General features: G+C 55.0%; 19 protein-coding genes and 1 riboswitch. Of the genes, 14 read left to right on the top strand and 5 right to left on the bottom strand.

The window, feature by feature from the left end; genetic code table 11:
* Positions 1 to 22: 22 nt before the first annotated feature.
* The 3 genes from ACP4CD_RS00435 to ACP4CD_RS00445 form a co-directional block, all read right to left on the bottom strand.
* On the bottom strand, positions 23 to 1,135 hold the full coding sequence (locus tag ACP4CD_RS00435; protein ID WP_426994648.1) for a sulfotransferase: 1,113 nt from the start codon (positions 1,133 to 1,135) through the stop codon (positions 23 to 25).
* A gap of 5 nt (positions 1,136 to 1,140) precedes the next feature.
* The gene (locus tag ACP4CD_RS00440; RefSeq protein ID WP_426992900.1) at positions 1,141 to 1,536 is read right to left on the bottom strand and encodes a hypothetical protein; all 396 of its coding nucleotides are present in this window, start codon (positions 1,534 to 1,536) and stop codon (positions 1,141 to 1,143) included.
* Positions 1,537 to 1,766: 230 nt separating this feature from the next.
* Positions 1,767 to 2,882 carry a hypothetical protein gene (locus ACP4CD_RS00445; protein WP_426992901.1) on the bottom strand — a complete coding sequence of 372 codons (1,116 nt, stop codon included), beginning with the start codon at positions 2,880 to 2,882 and terminating at the stop codon, positions 1,767 to 1,769.
* Between the two features lie 1,136 nt (positions 2,883 to 4,018).
* Here ACP4CD_RS00445 and ACP4CD_RS00450 point away from each other — a divergent pair.
* The 14 genes from ACP4CD_RS00450 to ACP4CD_RS00515 all read left to right on the top strand — a co-directional run bounded on the left by ACP4CD_RS00450 (position 4,019) and on the right by ACP4CD_RS00515 (position 23,982).
* Positions 4,019 to 5,077 (top strand): hypothetical protein, encoded by a 1,059-nt coding sequence (locus ACP4CD_RS00450; protein ID WP_426992902.1) that lies wholly within the window; start codon positions 4,019 to 4,021, stop codon positions 5,075 to 5,077.
* A gap of 424 nt (positions 5,078 to 5,501) precedes the next feature.
* Positions 5,502 to 6,575, top strand: a complete 1,074-nt coding sequence (locus ACP4CD_RS00455) for a hypothetical protein (protein WP_426992903.1) — start codon at positions 5,502 to 5,504, stop codon at positions 6,573 to 6,575.
* Positions 6,576 to 7,048: 473 nt separating this feature from the next.
* Entirely contained in the window at positions 7,049 to 8,116 is a 1,068-nt protein-coding gene (locus tag ACP4CD_RS00460) for a hypothetical protein (RefSeq protein WP_231883549.1), read from the top strand.
* Between the two features lie 263 nt (positions 8,117 to 8,379).
* On the top strand, positions 8,380 to 10,650 hold the full coding sequence (locus ACP4CD_RS00465; RefSeq protein ID WP_313729702.1) for a cytochrome c peroxidase: 2,271 nt from the start codon (positions 8,380 to 8,382) through the stop codon (positions 10,648 to 10,650).
* A 105-nt stretch (positions 10,651 to 10,755) separates the two neighbouring features.
* Positions 10,756 to 11,550, top strand: a complete 795-nt coding sequence (locus ACP4CD_RS00470) for a VPLPA-CTERM sorting domain-containing protein (protein WP_313729703.1) — start codon at positions 10,756 to 10,758, stop codon at positions 11,548 to 11,550.
* Between the two features lie 283 nt (positions 11,551 to 11,833).
* Positions 11,834 to 12,940, top strand: a complete 1,107-nt coding sequence (locus ACP4CD_RS00475) for a PEP-CTERM sorting domain-containing protein (protein WP_064025123.1) — start codon at positions 11,834 to 11,836, stop codon at positions 12,938 to 12,940.
* A gap of 381 nt (positions 12,941 to 13,321) precedes the next feature.
* Positions 13,322 to 14,101 (top strand): VPLPA-CTERM sorting domain-containing protein, encoded by a 780-nt coding sequence (locus ACP4CD_RS00480; RefSeq protein ID WP_313729705.1) that lies wholly within the window; start codon positions 13,322 to 13,324, stop codon positions 14,099 to 14,101.
* 42 nt (positions 14,102 to 14,143) lie between these two features.
* A riboswitch (cyclic di-GMP riboswitch) is annotated at positions 14,144 to 14,226 on the top strand.
* 127 nt (positions 14,227 to 14,353) lie between these two features.
* Complete coding sequence (locus ACP4CD_RS00485; RefSeq protein WP_426992904.1) at positions 14,354 to 15,358, top strand: hypothetical protein; 1,005 nt, start codon at positions 14,354 to 14,356, stop codon at positions 15,356 to 15,358.
* Between the two features lie 326 nt (positions 15,359 to 15,684).
* Entirely contained in the window at positions 15,685 to 17,253 is a 1,569-nt protein-coding gene (locus ACP4CD_RS00490) for a fused MFS/spermidine synthase (RefSeq protein ID WP_426992906.1), read from the top strand.
* A gap of 154 nt (positions 17,254 to 17,407) precedes the next feature.
* The gene (locus ACP4CD_RS00495) at positions 17,408 to 19,306 is read left to right on the top strand and encodes a DUF1566 domain-containing protein (RefSeq protein ID WP_426992908.1); all 1,899 of its coding nucleotides are present in this window, start codon (positions 17,408 to 17,410) and stop codon (positions 19,304 to 19,306) included.
* Between the two features lie 42 nt (positions 19,307 to 19,348).
* The gene (locus tag ACP4CD_RS00500; RefSeq protein ID WP_313729709.1) at positions 19,349 to 19,849 is read left to right on the top strand and encodes a TlpA family protein disulfide reductase; all 501 of its coding nucleotides are present in this window, start codon (positions 19,349 to 19,351) and stop codon (positions 19,847 to 19,849) included.
* 5 nt (positions 19,850 to 19,854) lie between these two features.
* The gene (locus ACP4CD_RS00505; RefSeq protein WP_064025112.1) at positions 19,855 to 20,082 is read left to right on the top strand and encodes a DUF4266 domain-containing protein; all 228 of its coding nucleotides are present in this window, start codon (positions 19,855 to 19,857) and stop codon (positions 20,080 to 20,082) included.
* Positions 20,069 to 22,888, top strand: a complete 2,820-nt coding sequence (locus tag ACP4CD_RS00510; protein ID WP_426992910.1) for a DUF3570 domain-containing protein — start codon at positions 20,069 to 20,071, stop codon at positions 22,886 to 22,888. The genes ACP4CD_RS00505 and ACP4CD_RS00510 overlap by 14 nt, the downstream gene beginning before the upstream one ends.
* A gap of 80 nt (positions 22,889 to 22,968) precedes the next feature.
* Positions 22,969 to 23,982, top strand: a complete 1,014-nt coding sequence (locus ACP4CD_RS00515; RefSeq protein ID WP_426992912.1) for a hypothetical protein — start codon at positions 22,969 to 22,971, stop codon at positions 23,980 to 23,982.
* Between the two features lie 36 nt (positions 23,983 to 24,018).
* Here ACP4CD_RS00515 and ACP4CD_RS00520 read toward each other — a convergent pair whose 3' ends face one another.
* Together ACP4CD_RS00520 and ACP4CD_RS00525 are read right to left on the bottom strand one after the other, a co-directional pair.
* On the bottom strand, positions 24,019 to 24,990 hold the full coding sequence (locus ACP4CD_RS00520) for a 2-hydroxyacid dehydrogenase (protein ID WP_426992914.1): 972 nt from the start codon (positions 24,988 to 24,990) through the stop codon (positions 24,019 to 24,021).
* A gap of 186 nt (positions 24,991 to 25,176) precedes the next feature.
* Positions 25,177 to 25,665: a hypothetical protein gene (locus ACP4CD_RS00525; RefSeq protein ID WP_426992916.1), complete on the bottom strand. Its 489-nt coding sequence runs from the start codon at positions 25,663 to 25,665 to the stop codon at positions 25,177 to 25,179.
* Positions 25,666 to 25,708 lie beyond the last annotated feature (43 nt).

Genomic DNA, 25,708 nt, shown 5'->3' on the forward strand with positions numbered 1-25,708 from the left:
CCGCGATGCGCCGGCCGATTCTTCAGTCGTAGCCCAGCGCGGCCAGAAAGGGTTTCAGTTCGGCTTCAATTTCGGCGAACTCATCGGCGTAATGGCGCCAACGGCCGACCGACGACGAATACAACGGTTGGGCGACTTGCTCGTAACTTGGGCTGGCAATGTATTTGCCGGCCGCTCGCTGGTGGAATTCGGCGACAGCGGGGTTCCAATCCAGACCGATCAGCGAGAACACCCGCCGGAACGTTGCTTCGAAGTCGAATACCGCATCTTCGTAACGCAGTTCGACAAAGTCCATCGTCAACATTGGCTTGACGGTCAGCCACCAATCCATCACCTGGCCGTAAAAGCGCGCCGTGCCGAGCCAAGTCAGCAATGGCACCGTGGACGGCGTGGGAACCATGGTCTGCATGAAACAACTCAGGCAAACGTCGCGCGGATCGCGCAGCAAAAACACCAGCTTGGCATCCGGAAAGATCGCGTTGATGAAACCAAGATCGATGGAATTCATCGTGGTTTTGTCGAGCAGGTGTTTCGTGCCGATCCGGTCGCCGAACAGTGCTCGCGCCCGATCCCAGTAAAACCGTCGCAGATGCAATACGCCGTCCCAATCCAAACCGGCCAACAATTCGGTCTGTCGGGTGCTTTGCGGGTTGACGCGCCTGAGTTCCTTGACCGTCGCGGCGATCAGGTCGGTTTCGTCGGCAGCGAATAAATCGGGGTGAGTGCCCAGCACTTCCTGGGTCAGCGTGGTTCCGGTACGCATGAAACCCAGCACGAAGACCGGCGGGGGCAGGTCGGCCGGAAACTCGCGGCCGGCCCAGCGGCCAAGCAAGTCGCGGGTGTAGGCTGTTTTATAGTCAGCCAACATCGTGGGGACCAAGGTTGCGTCTTGCCGTTTGACCTCAACGAGTTGCGGCGCTATATCGGCGGCGGGACGCAAGTGGGCAAAAACTTGGGAAAACTCGCCCAGCCTATCCAGCAACCGGGCCATCTCCTTGTGGGCGCGAAATTTTTCTTCCGGCTTCAACAGGGGATGGCTCAAGGCCTTGGCTAAACGTTCGCGCGCCGACTGGTATTGGCCGTCCGATATTTCCAGCGTCGCGACGAGTATCGTCAGCATCGGATTGTCAGGCACCAATTTCAACGCTTGTTTGGCGGCGGCCAGTGCCGGCTTTTTTGATTCAGCCGGGAATGGCTCAGAGCCAACAGTTGGAAACCGCGAACGTGGTTGGGCGCGATTTGTACCGCCTGTTTGCAAAGTTCGAGTGCGCCGTCGTAGTCGCTCCAGTGTTGCAGCTGATCGGCCAAGTCCAAGGCTAAGCCGGTGTCGCGGCTTTTTTTGGCTTTTTTCAGCAGCCATTGGCCCGATAGGCGCAAATATTTCAGCCCTGCGTCGCGATCGCCCAACCAACATAAGGATTGGCCGAGACAGGCGGCGATTTGCGGATCTTTAGGGCTTTCGGCCAGGGCCTTGCCGAAGCATTCGGCCGCGGCCGCGAAGTTTTTTTGTTGCACTGCGGCTTGGCCGCGTTCCATGAATGACGCCATTTCGAATTCGCAAAAAAAACCGCAAGTTTAAATTGGATTAGTGGGATGTGTGAATGGAATTTGCCGCGCGGTGGATCAGCGTTGATTTTTGAGACTGCCGAGCCCATTGCGCGGCGATGTCAGCGTTGGCTCGAACGATGCGCCTAGCGCACGACGCGGTAAGCGACCGCGCCATATCGCGGACGGATATGGCGCGGTTTCAGGCTAGCGGCGGACGATCAGCGAGGCTTGGTGCTGATACGCATTTTTATCGATGTCGCGGTTTGCACCAGCTCGTAACCCAAGTTCCCAGGCAATATTGGATAGCTCGCTAAAACCGGGTATCCGGTAATGTTGTCGGCGGTGATCAGCGTGACTTCTTGGCCAAACCCCAGCATATATTGTTCGCGAAACGAGACGTACAGTCGGGCGCCATCCAGGTTCAGGTTGCCGTTGACGACCAGTTTGTCATTACCGGCCGCGCCGCCGAGCTGCATTTCGATCGTTCCGTCGATGGTTAAATCATTAACCACCGTTAGCGTGCCTAAGTCGTCGCCGGGGGATATTGTGCCGCCAAACTGAACCGTATTGTAGTCTCCCGCTAAGGTTATCGTACCGTTGCCGGATAATACGCCGTTTTGCAGGTTTAGATTCTTTGCGCCGAACGTCCCATTGATGACGGTTTTACCCCCGGTTTGGGTAAAAGTCGGATAATTGTCGGGATCATTTGTTAAGCAGTGTCCCGACGAGTGCACCTCGAAATATCCATCGTTCAGAATGCCGGGGTTCGGGTTTTCTGGAGTGGCGTCGAATTGACAGTTGTCGGCGGATGCTTCGATCGTCAAGCTGCCGTGGTTAGCAATGGTATTGCGGATGAGCGGGAAGCCGTCAATACCGCCATATAGCTTATCGACAAATCGGAGTGTTCCGAAATTCTCGAGACCGGTTCCCGAGGAATGATAGGAATCGAAATATCCCGAGACAATCATGATGCCGCCGGCTTCGTTGACGATTTTTCGGGAGCCAAGGCCTGATGTCCACGATGATCCGTTGAGTTGCATGAAGCCCCTGTTGCGGACTTCGCCATTCGTAAGTACAGCAAGCGAGGCATTGGAAATTGTGTAGCCATTGTTAATCAGAGATCCCAATATGGTTCTACCCTGTTTGGTGGGGTCGGCCATGTCTCCAATGACCAAGGTATCTCCTTTGTTGATAGTGTAAGTTTGACCAGCGGCAACATTACCTGTCAGAGTTACAAGTGCTGCTTCCGCTTCGGCAATAATCAATATTAGCAAGGCTGCCGTTATCAAGGATCGATTGAAAATTAAACGGTTTTTGTATGTTTCAAATCTCATGGGTTTTCTCTCGTTTTTGATGGTGTATATAGCTAAATTACTCTCTTGTGTCTAAAGTGCGACTATGTTTTTAATCTCCGTGCCATAGGCTATATATTTGGTAACTGTTCAGAGAGTGCTCAGTGATTTGTCGCCCCTCTTTAGAAAAAGAGAGATAGAGGGATTATTGAAATAACCCCATCAGTCCCCGTTTTTCAAAGGGGGAAACTTGGTTTGAGGTCACTTGTGAAGCCTATGCTGAATAGTCACGAGAGTTGACGCAGGTTTTATGCCACCTGAGAATAGGCGTGGATCATGTGCTGTATGAGTGTCGCGAAAGTTATCTTTGTTAAATAGCTTAGAAAGGTAACGGTTTTGGGTGATTTGCCGTTATGTGCTGGGAACTCGTTAAGGATCATCTGATTAATTCGTAACCTTAAATTTCAGAGTCAATTAAATCAATGACGTAAACATCAATTTGTCTTGAAAAATTGAATAATCAGAGGTTCCTTAAGGTTGGTCGAAGTTTAGGGTAGGGAGTATTGCAAATCCATTGGGTGAATTTCATGGTTTTAGTTGTGAATTTTTCTTAACCGATGCATTGCCCCTGTTGCTTGGTAATTGATATACCCCATTTTCATGGAGTATTACAAAGGCCGTAAATAGGCCTTACGATCGCTTATAGCGCCGCAATCTATAAATTAGTGTGCGGTACGGTTTAAGTTTGGGTTTTATCTTGCATTACCGCTTGTCTGAAGCACTCGATGGTAGGCCGATTATCAAGTTAGAGAAATAGAGACGCGAGCAAAAGACGAGCTAATTTTGTCGAATCGATGCTTATTTGAGAAAGGATGGTCCTTTTAGAGGCTTTGCAGAGAAAACAGAATTGTTAAAATTGATAGACCGAATTGTAAATTAAGGGATATGCCGCAGCAATATGGCGATTAAACATAGTTTAATTATTTTATTTTTATAAGATATTAATTTGTATATCAAAAATATCTGGCACATTTATTGAATTAACATTTGCGTTAGGATGTTCTAACGTCCGAGGGCGCGTGGAGCGTTCGAGGAATTGGGTCACCGATAAGTTGGCGTCGGTTTGGTTATTGCTCGCTGGGTATTTTCAACATATCAAAATGGTGTTAGGGGAATTGATGAACAAGGGTAAACAAGTCATATTGCGCCGGTCGATAGCGTCGGCGCTGGGCATCGCTGGTATGGCGGTATATTCCAGTCAGGCGGCGGCGATCAGTCCGCCGTCACTACCGGTTTTGACCGCGGGCGCGGTCGCGACGGTCGAGTCGGCCTCCGGGGATCCGGCGGCTTCCAGCGTCGCGGCAACCAATATCGTGCCGAACCGAGCGTGGTCTGACTACGGCCCAGATTACAACTACGGTTGGACCTATATCGCTCAGTACCGTATTTTCCAGGTTGGCGGTGAAGCCGATATTGCCGCCGGCACCCGTTTCGATTTGACGGTCGACTTGCAAGCCAAGGCCGGCGTTGTGACTTACCGACGCGGAAGTGCTCAACCCAATCCGGTAGAGCCGATGAATTATCCTGCATTCTCGATCTGGACCAGCGGCAGCGATCCTCTGGTTTTCGGCCAACCGAATGGCCTGGGCTATGGTCACTCCTGGAATCAGGTGCGCGGAGGTTATGGCGATGGCGGGAATGCCGACGACCCGTGCGGCGTCGGCGGCGATTGCGCGCTGGGCAGTAATGGCTGGCTCGGGAGCGGTGGCGGCGGCAATATTGTAGACGGCCACGACGGTTGGATAGGCTATGCCAACGCCGGTTACTCGTTTACCAACGGCGACGGCGACAAGATTCAGGGTTTGTATGCTGGCGCCGGCAATCCGGATAACCTCGGCGAATACGGCGGTGGTGCTGGCGATCCGTTGAACGGCAGGACCGTCACCAACGTCAACGCAAATTCGCCCTATGTCGAATCCGGCCAGGCAACTTTGCGGTTCGGCGAAGCCATCCTGAATTTGACCGGCCTGAAAGCCGGCTACTATCTGATCGGTTATGCGGGTGTTTGTCCCGACAGTAATGCCAATGGTCAGCAGTGCGATTTGGCCACAGGCAATGCCTATAAATTGACCATCACCAACAACGGGTTAACCACCGTGCCGGTGCCTGGGGCGGTATGGCTATTTGGATCGGTGATCGCCGGAATTTCAATCGTTGGAAGGCGGCGCGCCGGTTGATGGCGCGCTTGTATTGTTATACGGCGTACAGGTTTCGGCGTTAGAGCCGCGGGCGCGGATTGCTTGTGGCGTTGGATTGTCAACGGGTCGTGGCTTTGCGCGCGGTGGCTAATTGTTCCTCCGCGTTCGAGATTGCCATGGGCTGGCTGAAAATCCGCCGGAAAATTGGTTTGCGAACTTTCAGCCCAGGGATGTCGCGCGACAATCCTTTAGGATCTATTTAACCGCGCTTTCGGTAAACCATTGAATTGCACGCACTAGCCATCGGCATATTTTTAGACTGAAGGTCGCAATCTTTAACTAGGAAAAACTAATGACCGCGCGAGCGGGTCGTGGAAAATCTGGATATTGCCCGAAGATTGCCGGACGGCTCCGGTACCGAGATTTGGGATGTGAAGTGAATAACTCATTCAAGGTGAATTAAATGAAGAAACAACAGAACGTTTTGCGTCGATCAATTTTGGCCGCGTTGGGCGTTGCCGGCATGGTGGCGTATTCTAATCAGGCTGCGGCGATCAGCCCCGCGACGCTGCCGACGCTGACGGCGGGTGCCGTCGCGACGGTCGAGTCGGCGTCCGGCAATCCGGCGGCATCCAGTGTTGCGGCAACCAATACCACGCCGAACCGCGCGTGGTCCGACACAGTGATACACAACAACGGTTGGACGCACAACGCGGAGTTTCGAATTTTCCAGGTCGGCAGTGAAGCGGACATTGCCGCCGGCACCCGTTTTGACATAACAGTCGACTTGCAAGCCAAGGCGGGTGTTGTGACTTACACGAGGAAAAGAGATGATGGTGTGACCACTTTGGTTGGGCCCACGCCGGTAACGCCGTTGAATTATCCCGCGTTTTCGATTTGGACTAGCGGTAGCGATCCGCTGGTGGCGGGAAGATCAAACGGTAACGGATACGGTCACGCCTGGAATCAAGTGCGAGGCGGTTATGGCGACGGCGGCACCGCCGACGATCCGTGCGGTCAGGGCGGCGATTGCGCTCTGGGTAGCAACGGATGGCTCGGGAGTGGCGGCGGCGGTAACGTACTGGACGGACACGATGCTTGGATAGGCTATGCCAACGCCGGCTACTCGTTTACCAACGGCGACGGCGACAAAATTCAGGGTTTGTACGCCGGTGCTGGCAATCCGGATAACCTTGGTGAATATGGCGGAGGCGCTAGCGACCCGTTGAACGGTAACGCGCTGTACAACGCCAACCAAAATTCGCCCTATGTCGGCTCAGGCGACGCTGTTTTGAGTTTTGGTGAAGCCATCCTGAATTTGACCGGTCTGAAAGCCGGCTACTATCTGATCGGTTACGCGGGTGCCTGCCCGGACGGTAACGCCAATGGCCAGGGTTGCGACTTTGCTACGGGTAACGCTTATAAACTGACGATCAGCAACAACGGCGTTACGACGGTGCCGGTGCCTGGGGCGGTATGGCTCTTTGGGTCGGCGATCGCCGGAATTTCAATCGTTAGAAGACAGCGTATCAGTTGACGGCGAACTTGGATTATTAGCGACGTATAGGTTTGAGCGTTAGGGCGGTGAGTGCCGCGTGATTGAGCGTCAATGGCTGATTGACTGTGCGCGGCGGTGAGTCGTTAGCGGAGCGTGGCTTAAACGCGCGGAGGGTGATTGCTTTGCGATGTTTGAGTTTTTCGTGGGTTGGCTGCAAGTTCGCCGGAACATCGCTTACCAACGCTCAAGTAAGGCATATGACGTAGCACATTCTTTAAATAACATAGTTTAAATATGCTTTATAGCTAATCCATTAATTTTTATAGCGCTAAAGTGTGGCATGTTTTTTGATTGAAACTCATTGAAATAAAATACCCTAGTCGTTACCAGGAAAAAGCCAATGCCTGTGTGAGCGGGCCTCGGAAAATCTGGATCTTGCCTCAAGATTGCCAGACTGCCCCGGTAAGCGGATTCGGGATGGGAAGTAACCAATGTCATTCGAGGCACATTTAATGAAGAAACAACAGAACATATTACGTAGATCGATTATGGCCGCGCTAGGCATCGCGGGCATGGCGGCGTATTCCAATCAAGCTGCTGCTATTAGCCCCGCGACGCTGCCGACGCTGACGGCGGGTGCCGTCGCAACGGTCGAGTCGGCGTCAGGCAACCCAGCGGCATCCAGTGTCGCGGCGACGAATACCGCGCCAAACCGCGCGTGGTCGGACTACGGTACAAATCTTAACTATGGTTGGACGCACACGGCGGGATTTCAGATTTTTCAGGTCGGCAACGAGGCCGACATTGCCGCCGGTACTCGTTTCAACGTGACCGTGGACCTTCAAGCGAAGTCCGGCGTTGTGACCTACAAGAAAACGGGTGGCGTGGTGACCGGGCCTACTTCGGTGGCTCCGATGAATTACCCCGCGTTTTCGATCTGGACTAGCGGTAGCGATCCGTTGGTGACAGGAAAAGCAAACAACGGATACGGTCATTCCTGGAACCAAGTGCGCGGCGGTTATGGCGACGGCGGCACTGCCGACGATCCGTGCGGTCAGGGCGGCGATTGCGCTCTGGGCAGTAACGGTTGGTTGGGTACTGGGAGTGTCGGTAACATTCTGGATGGGCATGACGGTTGGATAGGCTACGCCAACGCCGGCTACTCGTTTACCAACGGTGACGGCGACAAGATTCAAGGTTTGTATGCCGGTGCCAGCAATCCGCAGAATCTCGGCGAATATGGCGGTGGCGCTAGCGACCCGTTGAACGGTACGGCGCTATACAACTACAACCAAAATTCGCCCTATGTCGGTTCAGGCGAGGCGGTTTTGAGTTTGGGCGAAGCCATCTTGAACTTGACCGGCCTGAAAGCCGGCTACTATCTGATCGGTTACGCCGGGGCTTGCCCGGACAACAACGCCAATGGTCAGGGTTGCGAATTTGGCGCGGGTAACGCTTATAAACTGACGATCAGCAATAACGGTGTTACCACGGTGCCAGTGCCGGGCGCGGTTTGGTTGTTCGGTTCGGCGGTAGCCGGCTTTTTAGGTATACGGCGCGGCAAGTCGCGAGTTGCCTGATTCGCGATCGTTTACCGAGAGTCCAGGCATGGCGGAGCCTGGACTCGCTTTCCCAGGCGGTCGCCTCGTTGTTTGACGGGGAACTGCTTGGCGACGTTTGAACTTAGCTGTTTTAAGAGTATTCCGCCAGAGTTGCCGGATGATCGATGGTCTGACGCGAGCTGATCGCATGTCGGGCAAACCCGGTTTTTTATCGCTGCTAAACACCGTGCCGCTTTCCGGTCGGTTTTACTGGAACTTGAGCGGGTTCCTACGAGGTTTCCATGAAGTTTTTTGTTAAGTTACAGATTGCGCTGTTGCTCGGAGCGATGGTGCGGCCCGCGCTGGCGCACGGTCCGGTGCCGGTTTCGTTGCGCAACGTACCGGTGCCGCCAGTGCCTGGCTTGCTGGATGGCGGCGACCCCATCGTCGTCGATAAAAACGCCGCGATTGCGTTGGGTAAGGCCTTGTTTTGGGATACCAACTTGGGCAGCGACGGCATGGCGTGCGGATCTTGTCATTTTCATGCGGGCGCCGACGGTCGGGTTAAAAACCAGATCAATCCCGGTGCCAAGAGTACCAGGCCTAGCGGGCAGACTTTCGATACACTAGCTTCCGGCGGCGGCGGTCCTAATCATACCCTGTCGCTTAGCGATTTTCCGCTGCATCAACTGAGCAATCCGGCCGATCAATTCAGTGACGTGATTTCAACGACCGACGATGTTGTTGCCTCGTCGGGTACTTTTAGCGGCACGTTCAAAGGTTCTTCCCGGCTGACGGGCGGTAACGACGATTGCGCGCGTGGCGCCGATCCGGTGTTTAACGTCAATCATGTCGGTACCCGGCGGGTGGAACCGCGCAATGCGCCGACCGTGATTAACTCGGTGTTTAATTTCCGAAATTTTTGGGACGGCCGGGCCAACAATATTTTCAACGGTAGCAGCCCGTGGGGCGACCGCGACCCCGATGCCGGCGTTTGGGTTAAATTAAACGCGCGTAGCGTCGAGAAGCAAAAACTTCGCCTGGTAAACTCCTCGTTGGCATCGCTGGCGACCGGTCCGGCGCTTAGCGATACAGAGATGAGTTGCCAGAAGCGCAAATGGTCGGATATCGGTCGTAAGTTGCTTCAACGGCAGCCGCTGCAAAATCAAAAGGTTCATCCCGAGGATGGCGTGCTTGGGCCGTTGAGTCTGAGTAGTGCCGGTAACTTGAAACCCGGCTTGAACACGACGTATAAAAACCTGATTATCAAAGCGTTTAACGCGAAATATTGGGCGTTCAGTGGCACAGGTCCTTTCGGCGCGCCAACCGGGCAGACGCCTTACAGCCAGATGGAAGCCAACTTCTCGATGTTTTTTGGCTTGGCCTTGCAGCTTTATCAGTCGACTTTGATCTCCGACCAATCGCCGTTCGACTTGAGTCCGCTCAACGCGCAATTGCGGCCGACCTGGACCAACGTGAACGGTGCCACGCCCGCCGAGACGACCGCGTTGCGCGCGTCCCTGACGAGAGGTAATGGCGTGTTTTTCAATAACCATTGCAATCTGTGCCATACCGGGCCGACCATGAGTTTGGCGGCGTTGGCGTCTAGCGCGGCCTTGTTGACGCCGACCGAAGGTAAAACCTTTGGGCCGGACGCGACGCCTATCGCTTACGGTCCGAACGCCTTTGGACCCAACAACGCGGTCAGATACGCAGGGTTGACACGTTATGTCAACGTGGTAACGCGCGATTACGCCGCCAACACCACGCCGACGTTGATGGATTTGGGTTTTGTTAACACCGGCGTTGCCGATCCCGACGATGATCCCGGTGTCGGCGGCGTCGATGATTTCGGGAATCCGCTGTCGTTTAGCGCGCAATACGTCAATTACGTATTGGGTGAGACGGCAGGGGTTAAAGATGCCGTGGTTACAACCACTCGGGCTTGCGATTTTCTCGCCGGATTCGCGGTGAATACCAGTTATGTGTCTCCAAGCTATTTCACGACCGTTGATGACCTGATCGCCGACGGCAGCAAGGAAGGCGTGTTACGAAACGTCAATTGCGCAGACCCCGCGTGGGCCTACTTGCCGTCGGTGGCGGCGGCTCGGGCGGCGGTTGGCGGTCCTAAATTAGCTGTGGCTACCTACGCCGCGTTCAAAGTGCCGACTCTTAGGAATATCGAATTGACCGGTCCGTATATGCATAACGGCGGCATGGCGACACTGGAGCAGGTGATCGAGTTTTACACGCGACACGGCAACTTTTATAACGACAACTTGCACGAACAAATCAATACGATTGCATCGGACTTGAACACGGCTACCAATCGCGCGGATTTGATCGCTTTCTTGAAATCCTTCACCGACGAGAGGGTGCGATACCAAAAAGCGCCGTTCGATCATCCGGAGGTGGTGGTGCCGAACGGTCATGTTGGCGATGCGGGCCTTGTAACGGCCGGCAATCCATTGTTGGCGAATTTCGCGAAGGATGAGGTCATGGTCGTCCCGGCGGTTGGGGCGAGCGGATCGACCGAGCCGACCTTGCGCTTCGATCAGTTATTAGCGCAATAAAAATAGCCGGCCGCCGCCAGTGTAAATTGGGCCGGCGGCTAGGGAATAGTGAATTGGCAGCGGGTCTCGGTCGTCTTGACGATCCGTCTAAATAGGGTTCTAACAATGAAAATAGCGAATAAATACAGTCCGATTCCTTGGGTTGCCGTCGCGGTCGGGTTGTGCGGGGCGCAACCCGTCATGGCGGCCGCCACTCAAAACGCATCGGCGAATTTGAGTTACTCGGTGGCGAGCATCGTGAATCTGACCAATCCGGGAGATTTATCGGGTTTACAAATTGCGGGTTCGTTTCAACAGATCGATACGCCGGTGTATGATGGCGGCGATTACTCATGGTCCGATATCGTTGGAGACGGAAGTGTTAGCGCACAGAATCCAGGCTTGAGTGCTGCCGGTGCATTTTCTTACCGTTTTGCGGTGGACACCAGTTTGAACAGCGGAGCACTCAATTCCCATCATTTGGGCTGGTATGGGCTGGAGTTTACGAATCTCGGCAGCGATGTGTATTCGATCAGCGTGAGACTGGATTACGACTTGCAGGTTGCCGTTACCGGTGAAAACGGTACCGGTTCGGTGAGTGTCGATTATTTTAGTTCGGACGGGCAAACGCTAGCGGGATATGAGAGAGCGGACGCGTGGCTCGGCGCGCCGATCGCGGCGAGTATCGGCCAATCCGACGTCTTCAATTTCGAATTGGCGGCGGGCGAAGCTCAGGGGCTGTTCGCGGATGTTGTGATCGAAAGTCATTTGGAAGCGTCGCCAGTCCCGCTACCGGCGGCGGCATGGTCTTTTCTGGCCGGTTTGATGGGGCTTCTCGGAATCAAAAAACGCCGTTCCGAACATGGGGCGGCGCGGATCAGTCCCGATAACAGGGTTGCGCAATCCTGTCACATTCAATAGCCGAACTCGGTTAAAGGGTGCGGATTGGAATCGCTTACCGCCCGGTCTTGGCAAATTTTCAGGAACCAAGTGAGTCGGCTGTGTCAGCAGGATACGCAAGGAGTGCGTTAAATGCCCTAATAGATGCGGTATTTAACACAGTTTAGATTTGCTCGGGTGTTGTCGGGCCGGAATTCTCTAGCGGTGTTGTTGGCTTGCTATTTGCTTTAGTTTTAGGACTGGGTTGCTTACGTCCTTACTTGCAAGAATCGTTGAAATTTATCAATCCTTCAGTGGAGAACACATGAAAAATAAAATTTTTTACAAATCGAATGCCAAATCGGCATCTAAATTGGGTCTGGGCATTGCGCTGGCGCTGGCTGGCGTGGCTCAGCAAGCTCAAGCGCATGTCGAGTATTACGATCTCAATCAGGGGGCGCAGATTGGCGATCTGACGGCGGCCGGTAAGGTGCTTTCAACCGCGCAATACGGTGGCACGCCGGCGGCGGTATTGGCGTTGGGCGGTGCTGGGCTTACCCCGGCGCAGCGTTCCGCTAATGGTATTGGCTCCGCGCTTAGCGGCCAAAGCGACCGTCCCCTGAACGACCCTTCTCAATGGAATGCGGCTAATCAGGCCTATACCGGGGTTGGCAGCTTTACCAACGTCAATTATTCATCCGCTGCTAGTTCGGCGACGGTAGATGTGGACGATGTGACGTCTTATGGTTGGTACAACGGTACGACGGCGCTGCTCGGCGATAGTCACAAAGTCGACTTTTTTAACTTCCGCCTGGATCAGGAATCGAAGGTGACGATTTCCTGGACTGTCGATGATGGTACCGGTAACTACATCGATTCGGCCTTTACCTTATATAACGGTGTACTGAACTACCAAGCGCACGACGATGCCAATGAGAAGTTGAATCCGAAGACCGGTTTGGCAAATAGCACCAAGGTTCAGGACGCTCTCGACTCGGCGAATGCGCCGGTCGATGCTCAGGGTATCGCTTCTTCATTTCGCGATACCAGTTTCGCGACGATGGGGGCTACCAACTATGTCGGTCAATTCAATGCCTTGGCGAACTGGGGGCAAGCTAATGTCTCGGGCGACTGGGGTAATATCGAGTTTCGACAAGCCGTGAACGACAATAACCCGGCTGGCGGTGCCGGTACTTCCGCCAGCGAGACTATAGAGACTCTGACCTTAATTCTGGGTGCCGGCAATTACACAATTGGGGCTTCCGGCGCGGTGAATCCAGCCGATTTTAGTCTGTCAAATCTGCATGGTCATTTGGAGTTCTCGGCTGTTGCTACCGCAGCCGCCGTGCCGGTGCCGGGTGCTGTTTGGTTGTTCGGTACTGTCTTGGCTGGATTCGTGGGTTTGAATCGCCGCAAAGTATTATTTGCCTAAATTTCCGACTCGGAAAGCTCGATATGTAACCGATGAATAAAAGACACAAGGATGTGTTATCGGTTGTGAACGGCCCGAAAGGGCCGTTTTTTTTGCCTATGAAAGCTGTTCTTGAGCGGGAGCTTGTCGAGGAAGGAAAGTTGTGCGATTTGCCGATATTATTATTGTAAATAACATAGTTTAATTATTTTACCTGTGTCTTCCCCAGGCTCTATGCGGGAAAAATGCATGGCATACGACTTGCATCCGTACAGGCTAGCTTAGCCGACGAAGTATAGAAAAGATTTTTGGATTGGCTATTGTGTTGTCGGACGATTGATGAAAGTTGGTTTTCATCGGCACGGACGTTGGATCTTTTTACTTGGGGGATTTATGTTGAATATGAATAGGTTTAATTGGGCGGCGCTAGCTGTCGTGTCGCTGTGCGGTTTGTCCGGACAGGCGCAGGCGCATGTCGATTACGCGGATTTAAGCGATCCGATTTCGTCGCCGGGTGGCATCAATGGTGGAACGTTTACCAATTTCGGTTGGCATAACGGTACCGAGGCGGTGTTGGGCGATAGTCATTCGTTGGCCGGCGGGACATTTTTTAAATTTCATCTGGACCAATCTTCGTTAGTGACCATCACTTTTAGCGATATCAGTGGAACAGATGCGTTGAATCCGGCATTCAGTTTGTATTCGGGGCTTTTCGCGGCTGAAGCGCACGACGATACGACGGTAGACCCGTTGAACCCTAAAGTATTGGTTTCCACACCAACGCCGCATGTCGTCAAGTTGGCTTCGCCGGTGGATAACGGGGTGTTGTCGCCGTTTCGCGATACCGAGCACGTCGAATATCGCGGCCAGTTCGATGCGCTGGATTCCTGGAGCATGGCCAATAACAGCGGCGAATGGGCGGTGATTCAATATCTGACTCACGTGGGTCCTGCGGGAGGCAATTCGGTGTCGCTGGTGAATTATCTGTTGGGCGCCGGCGATTATACGATCGCGGCCGGCGGCGGAACGGTTTATGACGCTGCAACCGCGCTGGAGGGTTTGGACGGCCAGATTTCCTTAAGCGTGACGGCGGTGCCTTTGCCGGCGGCAGTATGGTTGTTCGCTCCGGTCTTGGCGGGTTTGACGGCAACGGCAAGGAAACGCAATAGCGCCAAAGGTTGACTTTCGTTTTGGGAAATGAGGAGAAAACAGGACGTTTTGCCAGGGATGGTTCGCCACATTCGCCGCGAGGCGAAGCCGGAAAGCCACGGGTCCTCTTAGGGGGAAGGGACGGCCGGGTTGCAATCGATGTAAGGGACGGATTTGGGGTTCACTGCGAATTCAAGGTCTGTCAGAGGGATAATAATTATTACGGTAAAAATAACTATGAAAAAAATGACTTTAAAAGCTTCGGTTTTAACGTTAGTTGGCGGTATGGCATTAATGTCCGGTCAAGCGATGGCGCACGTGGGTTACGGTTCCGCTTTGTACTGGGGCGCGGGCACTTACGATCCGTTGACAGGTAACACCCAAGGCGCGACAAGTACCTATGGCGCTGCGGCAAACTTTACACCCACCGTATCCAGCAACGGCGGTTATCTGGCCGGTTTGAACCCGGATTCCTTGGGTAATACTCACGACATCCGCTTCCGTTATTTCATTCTGGAAAAAGACGCGAATGTTAGCTTCACCATTACCGGTACAACCAATGCCAATGGTGCAAGCACCTTGAACCCAGGCTTCTCGTTGTACAACGGCGTGGTTCCAGCTTCCTCGCACGACGGCGTGGGCGATGTCGCTTCAACCGCGGCTGATCCCGATACCGCCGCCTATTTGGCGGGAGCGCCTGATTTTGCTTCTTGGTCGCCGTTCGCGGGTGTCAATGACGTTCGCGGTGGCGCGGCGGCCGGCACAGCCGCTAACCCTACCGGTTTGTGGGGCGTGTTCGATACCAACGGCAGTATTACCACAGGCAACAATGGCACTGCCGGCGCGACCGATACCCATGGCCCGAACTATTTGGGTAATTTAGATACTGCTAAGATCGCAACGATTACCTATACCGGCAAATCGGGTGCGGACGCCGCGGCGGGTTCCAGCTTCACCAACTCATCAGGCGGAACTACTGGCGTTTTAGCGGCCGACGGTACGGTGGATAACAGCGTGTCTTGGAATGGCTTTTTGCACGCCGGCGTCTATACCCTGGCAATCGGCGGCGCCAATGTCGCGGATTACACCCAGTTGTTCAACGACATCGTCAACGGCGGCGCCACCGCCGGTAGCCAGTACGCGGCAGCCTACACAGCCGACCGTTTGGCCCGCGGTTTGACTATCAGCAACTTCAGCGTAACCACCGTTCCGGTTCCTGGTGCGGTTTGGTTGTTCGGTAGCGCATTGATGGGTTTCCTGGGCATGAAACGCCGCGCGCGTAGCGCTTAATTCAAGGAAGGTTATCGGCTTGCTTCGATAACGCATTGGCGGGATGCCAACCATTCGCGAGCGCTCGCCCCAGGGATTGGGGCAAGCGCTCGTTTTTGTTTTGATGCCATCGGGCCGGTTTGTGACGCTTAAGGATGCCGCTTTAAATGATATTCGATGGCCGAGGCGTTTTTCTTTAGTCGCCGGCATACTGTCGATTCGATGCCGGCAACGGACGATTTGGTTTTTCGCGCTTATAATGCCCGGCCCGATTACCGATCGAGTACTTGTTAGGACGTTCGCGGCGATCAATAGGTTTTTACTTCTTACTCAAAGTTTGGTCAGTCATGTCTGAAAACGGTTTAACCGATTCTAAAGCGCGGAGCGGCGCATTGAGCACCGCCGCGTTGTTTGCCCTGGTGACGCTTAGCGGCGGCGCGGTGATGATATTGGAACTGCTGGGTACGCGCATTATCGCGCCGTTTTATGGGGTCAGTTTATACGTTTGGACCGCACTGATTTCGGTGACGATGATCGCGTTGGCGATCGGGTATTACCTGGGCGGCTATTTGTCCGATCATTATCCGGCCTTGCGGCTGGCGCATATTTTGGCGCTGGCTTCGGTAACAACGGCGCTGATTCCGTTTCTCGGCGGTCCGGTAATGACGTGGACTAATCCGCTGGGAATACGCGGCGGCGCGTTTGTCAGTGCGTTGTTATTGTTTACGCTGCCGCTGACTTCGTTGGCGATGGTCGGGCCTTACGTTATCAAAATGGCCACTCGCGACTTGCGGGGTGTAGGCCGGGCAGTCGGTTCGGTGTATGCGGTCAGCACCGTCGGCAGCGTGATCGGCACTCTGTTGCTGGCTTTCTATTTATTGCCGGAATTCGGTACCCGCGCGATCGTGTTCAGCTTGAGTCTGGCGTTATTAGTGGTGGTGATCGGTTTACTGGTTTTCGACAGGCCGGCGCCGTCAACGGGTGGGGCGACGTTTTCGGTGGTATTGGTGGCCGCGCTGACTTGTACGTTGGCGGCGAACGGCTATGCCAAGACCGTCAAATCGGTCGGCGGATTTAAAGTGTTGCACGAACAGGAAAGCATCTACGGCTGGGTTAGAGTCGTCGACGACGAGCGCAAGGGCTTTCGCTTGCTGTTGTCCGATTCTTCGGTGCTGAGTGCGGTCGAAAAAGCCCAAGGTCGCAGTTTGCTGGGGTATCAGGTGATATTGGGTTTGGTGCCGCCGTTGTTCAGACCCGAGGCCAATCAAGCCTTGCTGATCGGTTTGGGCGGCGGCCATGTTGCTCGCGATTTAAAAGCTAAGGGGCTGACGACGGATACGATAGAAATCGATCCGGTAGTCGCGGATGCCGCGAAGCAGTATTTCAATTTTCAGCCGACCGGCGAATTTTTGGTGGGCGATGCGCGTTACGAAGTCAAAAAGCTCAATAAGCGCTACGACTTCATCATCCACGACTGTTTTACCGGCGGTTCAGAGCCGACACATATGCTGACGGTAGAGATGTTGAGCGGCTTGAGAGCGATGTTGAACGAGCAGGGTATTCTGGCGCTGAACTACGTCGGCTTCACGCAAGGCGAAGGCGCGAACGCGGTGACCTCGGTTTATAAAACGTTGGCCAGTCTGTTCCCGAATATTCGCGTTTTCACCACCGAAAAAGGCGAATTCACCGATTTTATTTTTCTGGCCTCTCGTGGGGGCATCGAATTCGATCGCAATAAGCCGGAACTCGCTCGGCCGATTCAATGGTTGTCGGAGCACGAATATGCGATGACCGATGCCGACAGTATTCTGATTACCGACGATTATAATCCGATGGAAAGCATGCAGGTCAGGAAGGCCGAGAGCTACCGGAAAATTTTCATGGAACGAATCGCACCCGAATTATTGTTGCTTTAATACCGAATAACCGTTTGATCTCGCCGAATCGTCCGCAGGAATGACGCTTCGATAGCATAAAGTAAGCTTGGCCGTGGTGACTATGAATCGATTTTTGACTGGTAAAGTTTGGTTTCGCTTAATCTGGCTCGCTGTGTTTTTGATGGTGGGGCCCGTGAAGAACTGTTGGGCCGTTCTGTCCGCCAGTGCGGGTTCGAATCAGACCGTGCTCTACAACGCGACCGTCACGCTGAGCGGCAGCGCATCGGATGTGACCAAGGCCGTCAAGCGCTGGCAATGGCGGCAGATCAGCGGCAAGAAAGTCAAGTTGCGTAACGCCAATCGCGCGTCCGCTAGTTTCGTTAGTCCGTCGGTTACCGGGACGCTGAAATTCATGTTGACCGTCACCGACAAAGCCAAGCCCAAGGCGTACGCGGTCGTCAGCGTCACGGTCGTGCCGAATGCGCCGGGTTTGACCCTGGTTTCGCAAAATTTTAACGCCAATCAGGCGATAGCCGCCGGTCAGACCCAGGTGTTGACTTGGAGCGTGCGCAACGACAGCGGCTACACCTTGTGCGCGAGGGAAGGCGGCATCAGTTCTTGTAAAATTGCGTTGGTCGCTGGGAATGGCACCGGTGGTCTGACCTATACAACAATTCAGCCGGAGAGTACCGATGATTGGGCGAACGGCGTTACCAAGGACTTTTCGGTGAGCGCGATAGCCCCGGCGACGATACCGGCCGGTAGCTATCAACAGGCTTGGACCTTCAGTTACGACAGCGGCCAGAGTTTACCGATCACCGGCAACGACAGCGGATTGTCAGCGCAACTTTCGGTGGCGCCCATCGTCAGCGTTTCGTTGCTGAGCGCGTATTACGGTAGCGACGCGTCAGACACTTACCATGCCGGCGATTCGATCACTCAAGGCACGTCTAAGGTGCTGAATTGGGTTGTGAAAAATAATAGCAACACCTCGCTCGACAGCGTCGTGCTCGCGGCGGGTGCCGCGACCGGCAACTTGCAGGTCGCGGCGATCTCGCCGGCGTCGGTCGCCAGTTGGGCGAGCGGCGAAAGTAAGACCTTTTCGGTGACGGTGACCGCTCCCGCCGACGATTTAGGCGGAAGTCATGCGTTAAACTGGAATTTGAGTTACGGCGGCGGTACAGCGTTGACGTTGGATAATAGTCAGCAAATCGGTTTCAGTTTGCAAACGCCAAATCCGAATATCCATTTGGTGTTGGTGCGTCGTTATTTCGAAAACAACGCCGCAGTGGTCGATGGTAGCCAGATCGCTCAGGGGGGCGGGCGTACCGTGAAATGGGATATCCGCAACGACAGCAGCGTCGTGTTGAACAATGTAAGCTTGTCGCCAGGTTCAGCGACCGGCAATTTGACGATAGGCGCCATTTCGCCCACGGTGGCCAATACTTGGGGGATAGGCGAAACCAAAACCTTCTCGGTCGCCGTTTCCGCCGGTGTCGGCGTGTTGTCGGGCCGTCACGGCAAGGCATGGAGTCTGGCTCTTGATGGCAATCCGCTAAATTTGGACGGCAATCAGACCGTGGGCTTTAGTCTGACGACCGCGCCGTTGTCTTGCGAGGTCAGCGCCAGCCCAAGCCTGGTCGGTTTGACCAAATTGAATACGAACGGCGTGGCGGCGATTGCCAGTAGCGCCAGTTGGTCTTGCGTCAAGGATAACAGCAGCGGCCTGATTTGGGAGGTAAAAAGCGATGATGGTGGATTACGCGACAAGGATAACGTGTACACCTGGAGCGAAGCCCAGGCCTATGTGCAATCGGTGAACGCCCAAGGTTTGTGCGGTGGCTTCGATTGGCGCTTGCCGACCGCCGAGGAATTGCTCAGCCTAGTCGGCGCCCGAACCGACGATGCATCGGCGCGGGTCACGCGCCTGATCGACTACGATTTTTATCCGAATAGCCAAACGGCGGATTATTGGTCCAATTCCGATTCGTCCGACGGCAACGCGTGGGGGGTGTCGTTCGAGGACGGCGGTTATGTCTTGAACGCCAAAACGTCCGCACATTACGTTCGCTTGGTTCGCGACGCAAATTAAACGTTAACTTTCGCTAAGGCTTGTTGGGCATTGTTGTAATTTATGAATAAGAGCTATTGTTCGTCCGTGTTGATTTTTGTGTTGGGCATCGCGCTGTCGCTAAACGCGGTTGGCGCAGAAGTAGGGCAAGCGCTACCGTCCTGCGCGGCGAGCTTTGCCGGCAAGGAACCGTTGGATTTTTCCGCCTACCGCGGCAAAGTGGTGTTGGTCGATTTTTGGGCGACTTGGTGCGGACCCTGCTTGAAGTCGATGCCGTTTTTCGATCGCTTATTCAGTCAATCTCAGCAACGAGGGTTGCAAATTGTGGCGATCAATGTCGATGAAGACACCGAACAAGCGCGGCAATTTATCGAGCAGCATCCGGTGAGCTATCCGATTGCCTTCGATGCGGAAGGCGCTTGTCCGAGTGCGTTTCAAGTCAAGGCCATGCCGTCGTCCTATCTGGTCGATAAAACCGGCAAGATTCGTTATGTACATTTGGGATTTAGGGAAGAGGATCAAACGGCGCTCTCGGAAAAGATTGCCGGTTTGTTGGCGGAGTAGTATTCATGGATAAGCAGCGGAAATTAAAGCGGGCGGCGTACCTGGCCCTAGCGTGGCTGGGCTGCCAAGCTTGTGCGGACGTGGCGCCGTGGGAACGAGGAGTGATGGCCAAGGACATTATGTCGTTGGACCCGAACCCCAATCTGAATCACATCCGCGACCATATCTTTACCAGCAGGGAAGCCGCGCAAGGCGGCCGTTCAGGATCGGGAGGCGGTTGTGGCTGCAATTAAATCCGAAAAATCCAAGGCGCTGGCGGCTCTGACGACCGCCGCGTTGAGTTTGCCGGGGCTGGATTGCGCGGCTGGCGTGCCTTCCACTCAGGCCGAGGGCAATACCGAGTACGGTTATTATCAGGAAAGCAGCGGGCGGATGAACGTCCAGATCTTTCACGCGGATGGCCTTATTCCGTTGAACGACCGCTTGGAATTCAACTTTAGCCTGGACCGCGACACCTACACCGGCGCGTCGCCGGCTTACAGTTTGCCGTCGGCGATGACCAACCAGCCGGTAGCGATCAAGACCACCGAAAACGGCAAGGACTACGCGGATGTCGTATCCGCCGCATCGGCGGTTTCGGCGGCCACCTTGTCCGGCGCGGAGAGTCTGTTACAAACTTCGTCGTTCTATCAAGAGGCCTATAACAGCATTTTGACGTCGCTGAACGACGCCGATGCGGCGATCTACGGTAATAATATTCCGCAAGATGTATTGGCCAACAATCAACAGATCGCCAGCTTGGCGGGTTTCGACGCGGCCTTAAACAATTTCATACCCGCCAACGACAAAGCCGTGCAGCGGTTTCAGACCCAGCCGCTGGAAACGCGAACCCAGCCGGTTTTAGGGCTCAAATACTATTTCGATGACACCACGCTGGGCATTACCGGCGGTCAGTCCGAAGAGCCGGACTTTCAGTCCAACTTCGGTAGCCTGAACTTCAGTCACGAATTCAACGACAAGCTGACTACGGTGTCTGGTGGGTATTCGGTTACTCGCAATGCGATTTTTCGCAATGGCGGGCATTCCCATACCCCGTCCGGTTTGGGCCTGGGCCACATTCACCCGGCCGATTGCGAAATCAGTACCTGTACGGATTATTCCAGTCTGAACGCCAACAGCCTGTTTCACGGCGTCAACTTGGCGATTTCGCACGTGCTCGACAAGAATACCTTGCTGAACTTGGCCGGCTCGTTCACGCACCAGTCCGGCTTTCTGAGTAATGCCTACAAGACGGTTTATGTGCGCGGTGAAATCACTCCAGAAGAATATTTGGCCTTGTCGAATACCGGGGCCAATTCCGCGATCGATTGGAAGGCTATCAGCAAGCTGGAAATTGTCGGCCCGGAATTGTTCAGGGAAAACCGTCCGGGTCAGCGCAATCTGTTTTCATTCTCGGGGGGCGTCAATCATTACTTTCCGGCGCTGGATGCGGCGCTGCATTTTGATTACCGCTACTACCACGACGATTGGAAAATCGACGCCCATACCTTCGAGATGAAATGGTTGCAATCGCTACCGTTCGGCATCACGGTGACGCCCAGCGTTCGTTATTACTCGCAATCGAAGGCCGATTTCTTCGCGCCGTATTACTTGGCACCGCGGGCCGACGGCTTCTATTCCAGCGATTTTCGCTTATCGGGGTTCGGCGCATTAAGCGGCGGCGTGATACTGTCCAAGCAAATCGGCAAGGCGGTTAAATTGGAAGCCGGCTTCGAATATTACCAGCGTGCCAGCGCTTTCAAGCTGGGCGGAGGCGGCGGCAGCGATTATGCGGACTACAGCTACTATCTCGCCCACGCCGGCGTCAACATCAATCTGTCGGCGCCCGGCAGTTTGCTCAGCGGCGACGGCAGTTTGATCGACAGCTTGTTTGGCGATGGCGATCCGCATGCGCATCACCACCATCATCATCACGGCGCGCCGGTGCCGGCCGGCGTGATGTTCGGTCACATGATGCCCAAGGCCGACGATGTCATGGTCGGCTATATGTATATGTACAACGGCCAAGCAGGCACCATGCTGCACGGCAGCCAGGCGGTATCCGACGCCCAAATCGTCGCGGGCGGTTGCCCCGGTTACGGTTCCGGCGTACCGGCCTTCAACGGCTGTTTGGTCAAGCCGGCGTCGATGCATATGGGCATGCATATGCTCGACATCATGTATGCGCCGACCGACTGGCTGAATTTGATGGTGATGCCGCAGCTAATGGACATGGATATGACCATGAGCGACGACCTGCGTGCCGCGAACTACACGCCGAACTCGACCTACACCGAAAAGCATTACGTCACCGATACCAGTTCGTTTTATGCCGGCATGCATCACACCGTGTTCGATCTGGGCGATACCTCGCTGATCGCGCTGGTCAAGCTGTTCGACGACACGGCCCACCATCTGCACGCCGGTATCGGCGTTAGCGCGCCGACCGGCAATGTCGCGATTCCGCATACGACGCTGAGCACGGTCAACGTGCCGGACAGCCTGGGGGCGGATCATTTCTATCAAGCCAATATCAAGGTCTTGCAAGATTACGGCATGCAATCGGGCAGCGGTACTTGGGATTTCAAACCGACGCTGACCTACACCGGCGAGCACGACGACGTGTTCTGGGGCGCTCAATTTAGCGCGGTCAAACGCTTGCAGGATAAAAACAAATCGGGTTATGCGCTCGGCGATACCTATCAGGGTTCGACTTGGGCCGGCTACAAAGTCACGCCTTGGCTGTCCGGTACGGTACGAGGCGTTTACACCCAACAGAACAAGCTGAAGGGCGATTTATACCAATTGAATCCGACCGCTTTGCTGCAAGGCCAGACTACGCAACTGGCGCATAATCTGACCTCCACCGTCGATTACCCGCAAAATTCCGGCGGCCATTACTGGGACATCGGTTTGGGGCTTCAGGTGGCTGTGCCGGGCGGCAAATTCGCCGGGCATACCTTCAGTTTGGAATGGCTGCAGCCGATTCAGGATTATGTCAACGGTTATCAGCTGGAGCGCACCGGTGCGTTTTCGGCGCGCTGGAACTATATGTTTTGAGGCAGTGGCTGGCCGATCGAATGCCGGCCCGAGCGGGCTGTTTGCAAGTAAACGATGATGAAGCAAGAACGGAGAATACCGTGTTAGATTCCGATGGCAGACAAAGGCAGCATCGCGGATGCGCCAACGTATCTCGAATTTTGTTGGGTTTGTGGCTTGGCGCGAGCGGATCGTTGACGCCGGCGCTTGCGCATGTCGAGTACTACGATTTGAATCAAGGGGCGCAAATCGGCGACTTAACGGTGGCCGGCAAGACCCAGTCCACGGCGCAATACGGCGCGAATCCATCCGTCACCGGACCGGGGGTGACCTTGAATACGACCTCCGGTCGGCCGCTAAACGATCCGGCTTACTGGAACGGCACCTACCAGTCTTACACCGGTGTCGGTACCTTCAGTAACGTGCATTACGATGCGGATCTTAGCAGCGCGACCGTCGATGTCGACGATGTTACCGACTGGGGCTGGGGCGACGGTACCCATAGTTTGGCGACCGGGCCTATCGGCACCTTGGGCGATACTCATAAGGTAGATTTCTTTAATTTTCGGCTGGCCAAGGCGTCGTTGGTCACGATCACCTGGAATGTCGACGACAGTACCGGAAACTATATCGACAACGGTTTTAGCGTGTTTCGCGGCGTGATGAATTACCAAACTCACGACGACTCCAGCGAACGCTTAAATCCGACGACGTTCGGCGTCGGCAAGGTGCAAAGCGCGCTGGATACCGGTACCGTTCGGGATGCGCAGGGAATCGCCTCTGCCTACCGGAATACCACCGCATCCGGTCCCGGCAACTACGTCGGCCAATTCAACGCGCTCGACAATTGGGGCTGCGGCAACCAAGCGGGTAATTGGAGCGCGGTGTCCTTTGTCGCGGCGGTCAATTCGCATAATCCAGCCGATGGCTTCTCCAATAATCCCAACGACACCTTGGAAAGTTTGACCATTAAACTGGCGCCAGGCAATTACATCATTGCCGCGTCCGGCGCGCTCGGTGCCCAAGGTTACGGCACTAATCCGGGTACGTTTAACCTATCGAATTTGCACGGACATTTGACGTTCCAAGCCACCGCGATCGAGGCTTGCCAATAATAAGTCGCTAAACGGAGTCGGCGCGGCGGCCAGCGTTTAGACGACCCGATCCGGCGGTTCGGCTCCCGCGAAAAACGCCTGCAGATTGCGCAGCACTTTTTCCCCCATCGCCGTTCGCGTTGAGATCGTCGCGCTACCCAGATGCGGCAGCAGCGTGACATTGTCCAGCTTCAAGAAGCCGGGATCCAGATGCGGTTCGTTTTCGTAGACATCCAGGCCGGCGCCGGCGATGCGTTTTTCGGTCAGCGCGTCGATTAAGGCGCGACTATCGACCACGTCGCCGCGCGCGGTATTGATCAAATGCGCCGTTGGCTTCATCTGTCGCAAACGTTCGGCATTCATCAAATGACGGGTCTGATTGCCGCCGGGGCAATGCAAGGAGACGTAATCGCAGCGCGGCAGCAGCTCGTCGATGCTGGCGCAACGTTCCGCATGCAGATCGTCGACCACTTCGGGATCGGCCGGAGTGGGTTTGACATAGAGAATTTTCATCCCGAAGCCGTGGTGCGCCTTGCGGGCCATCGCTTGAGCGATACGGCCGAAGCCGATCAGGCCCAACGTGGCGCCGGTGACGTCGCTACTCATCATTTGGGTCGGACACCAGCCGCTCCATAGTCCGCTCCGTACCAGCCGGTCGCCCTCGGCGCCGCGCCGCGCCGACATCAGTAGCAAAGTCATTGCGATATCCGCGGTAGCTTCGGTTAAAACGCCCGGCGTGTTGGTGACGACCAAGCCGTTGGCGCGGGCGGCATCGATGTCGATATGGTTGTAGCCGACGCCGAAGTTGGCGATGATTTTGCAACGCCGGTTGGCGGCATTCAGAATGTCGGACCCGAGGGTGTCGCAGACACTGGGACAAATCGCGTCGTATGTTTGCATGGCGCCACGGAATGCGTCGGTATCCAAAGGCCGGTCCTCGGGGTTCAGCGTCGCGTCGTATAGACTGAGCAACTTCGCTTCGACGCCGGCCGGCCAGCGGCGGCTAATCAATACCTTGGGCTTGGGCATGTGGGACACCTTGAGTTTACTGGAGAAGTCTCAAGTATAACCTCGGTCGGTCCGGCTGACGAAGCCCGCGGAGCTTGAGTTAGCTTTAACAGGTGCTTAGAAACCCGCAAACCTGGGTGTTATGGCCATTACCTATCATTAGTCGCCATTGCCCCGCGCTCCGCGCATTCGGGGGCTACAGGAAGCTTAACGGCTGCGCGAAGTTTGGTAGCGCCTGCGCTGTAAGGCCAGGCAGCCCAGCAAGCTCCCTAAACCGAACCAGGCGGTAGCAATCGGCAAATTGGGTAGAGCGGCCAGTCGGCTTTGGCGAGGCGGGTTCGCCGACTCGGCTATCGTCAGGCGGTAACTGAAATCCGGGAGTAAGGCCCAGGCACCGCTGCTGATGGCCGGGTAATCGAACCAATCGACTTCGAAGGACCGACCGGTTGCGCCGGCGGGAACGCCGGTTCGCGCGGACGATTTCGGCAAGTATGACACCGAGTCTTCGCCGCGGCAGGCCGAGGATGCGCAGAAGGCAGTCCAGCCGCTGGACTTTGCTTGCCATGCCGATTGGTCTGGCAGGTGTACGGTGTCGGCGAATTCCGGCGCGAACGCGCTGTGCTGGGAATCGGCGCGGGACTGGGTAATCGCGGGTGTAACGACGAACAGCATTATCAATAACTGCTTGAGTTTCATGGCATGCTCCTGTTTTACGTTGCAAAGCATCAAGCAATTCAGG

This window comes from Methylomonas stagni (genome assembly GCF_050154735.1).
Classification (GTDB): Bacteria; Pseudomonadota; Gammaproteobacteria; order Methylococcales; family Methylomonadaceae; genus Methylomonas; species Methylomonas koyamae_A.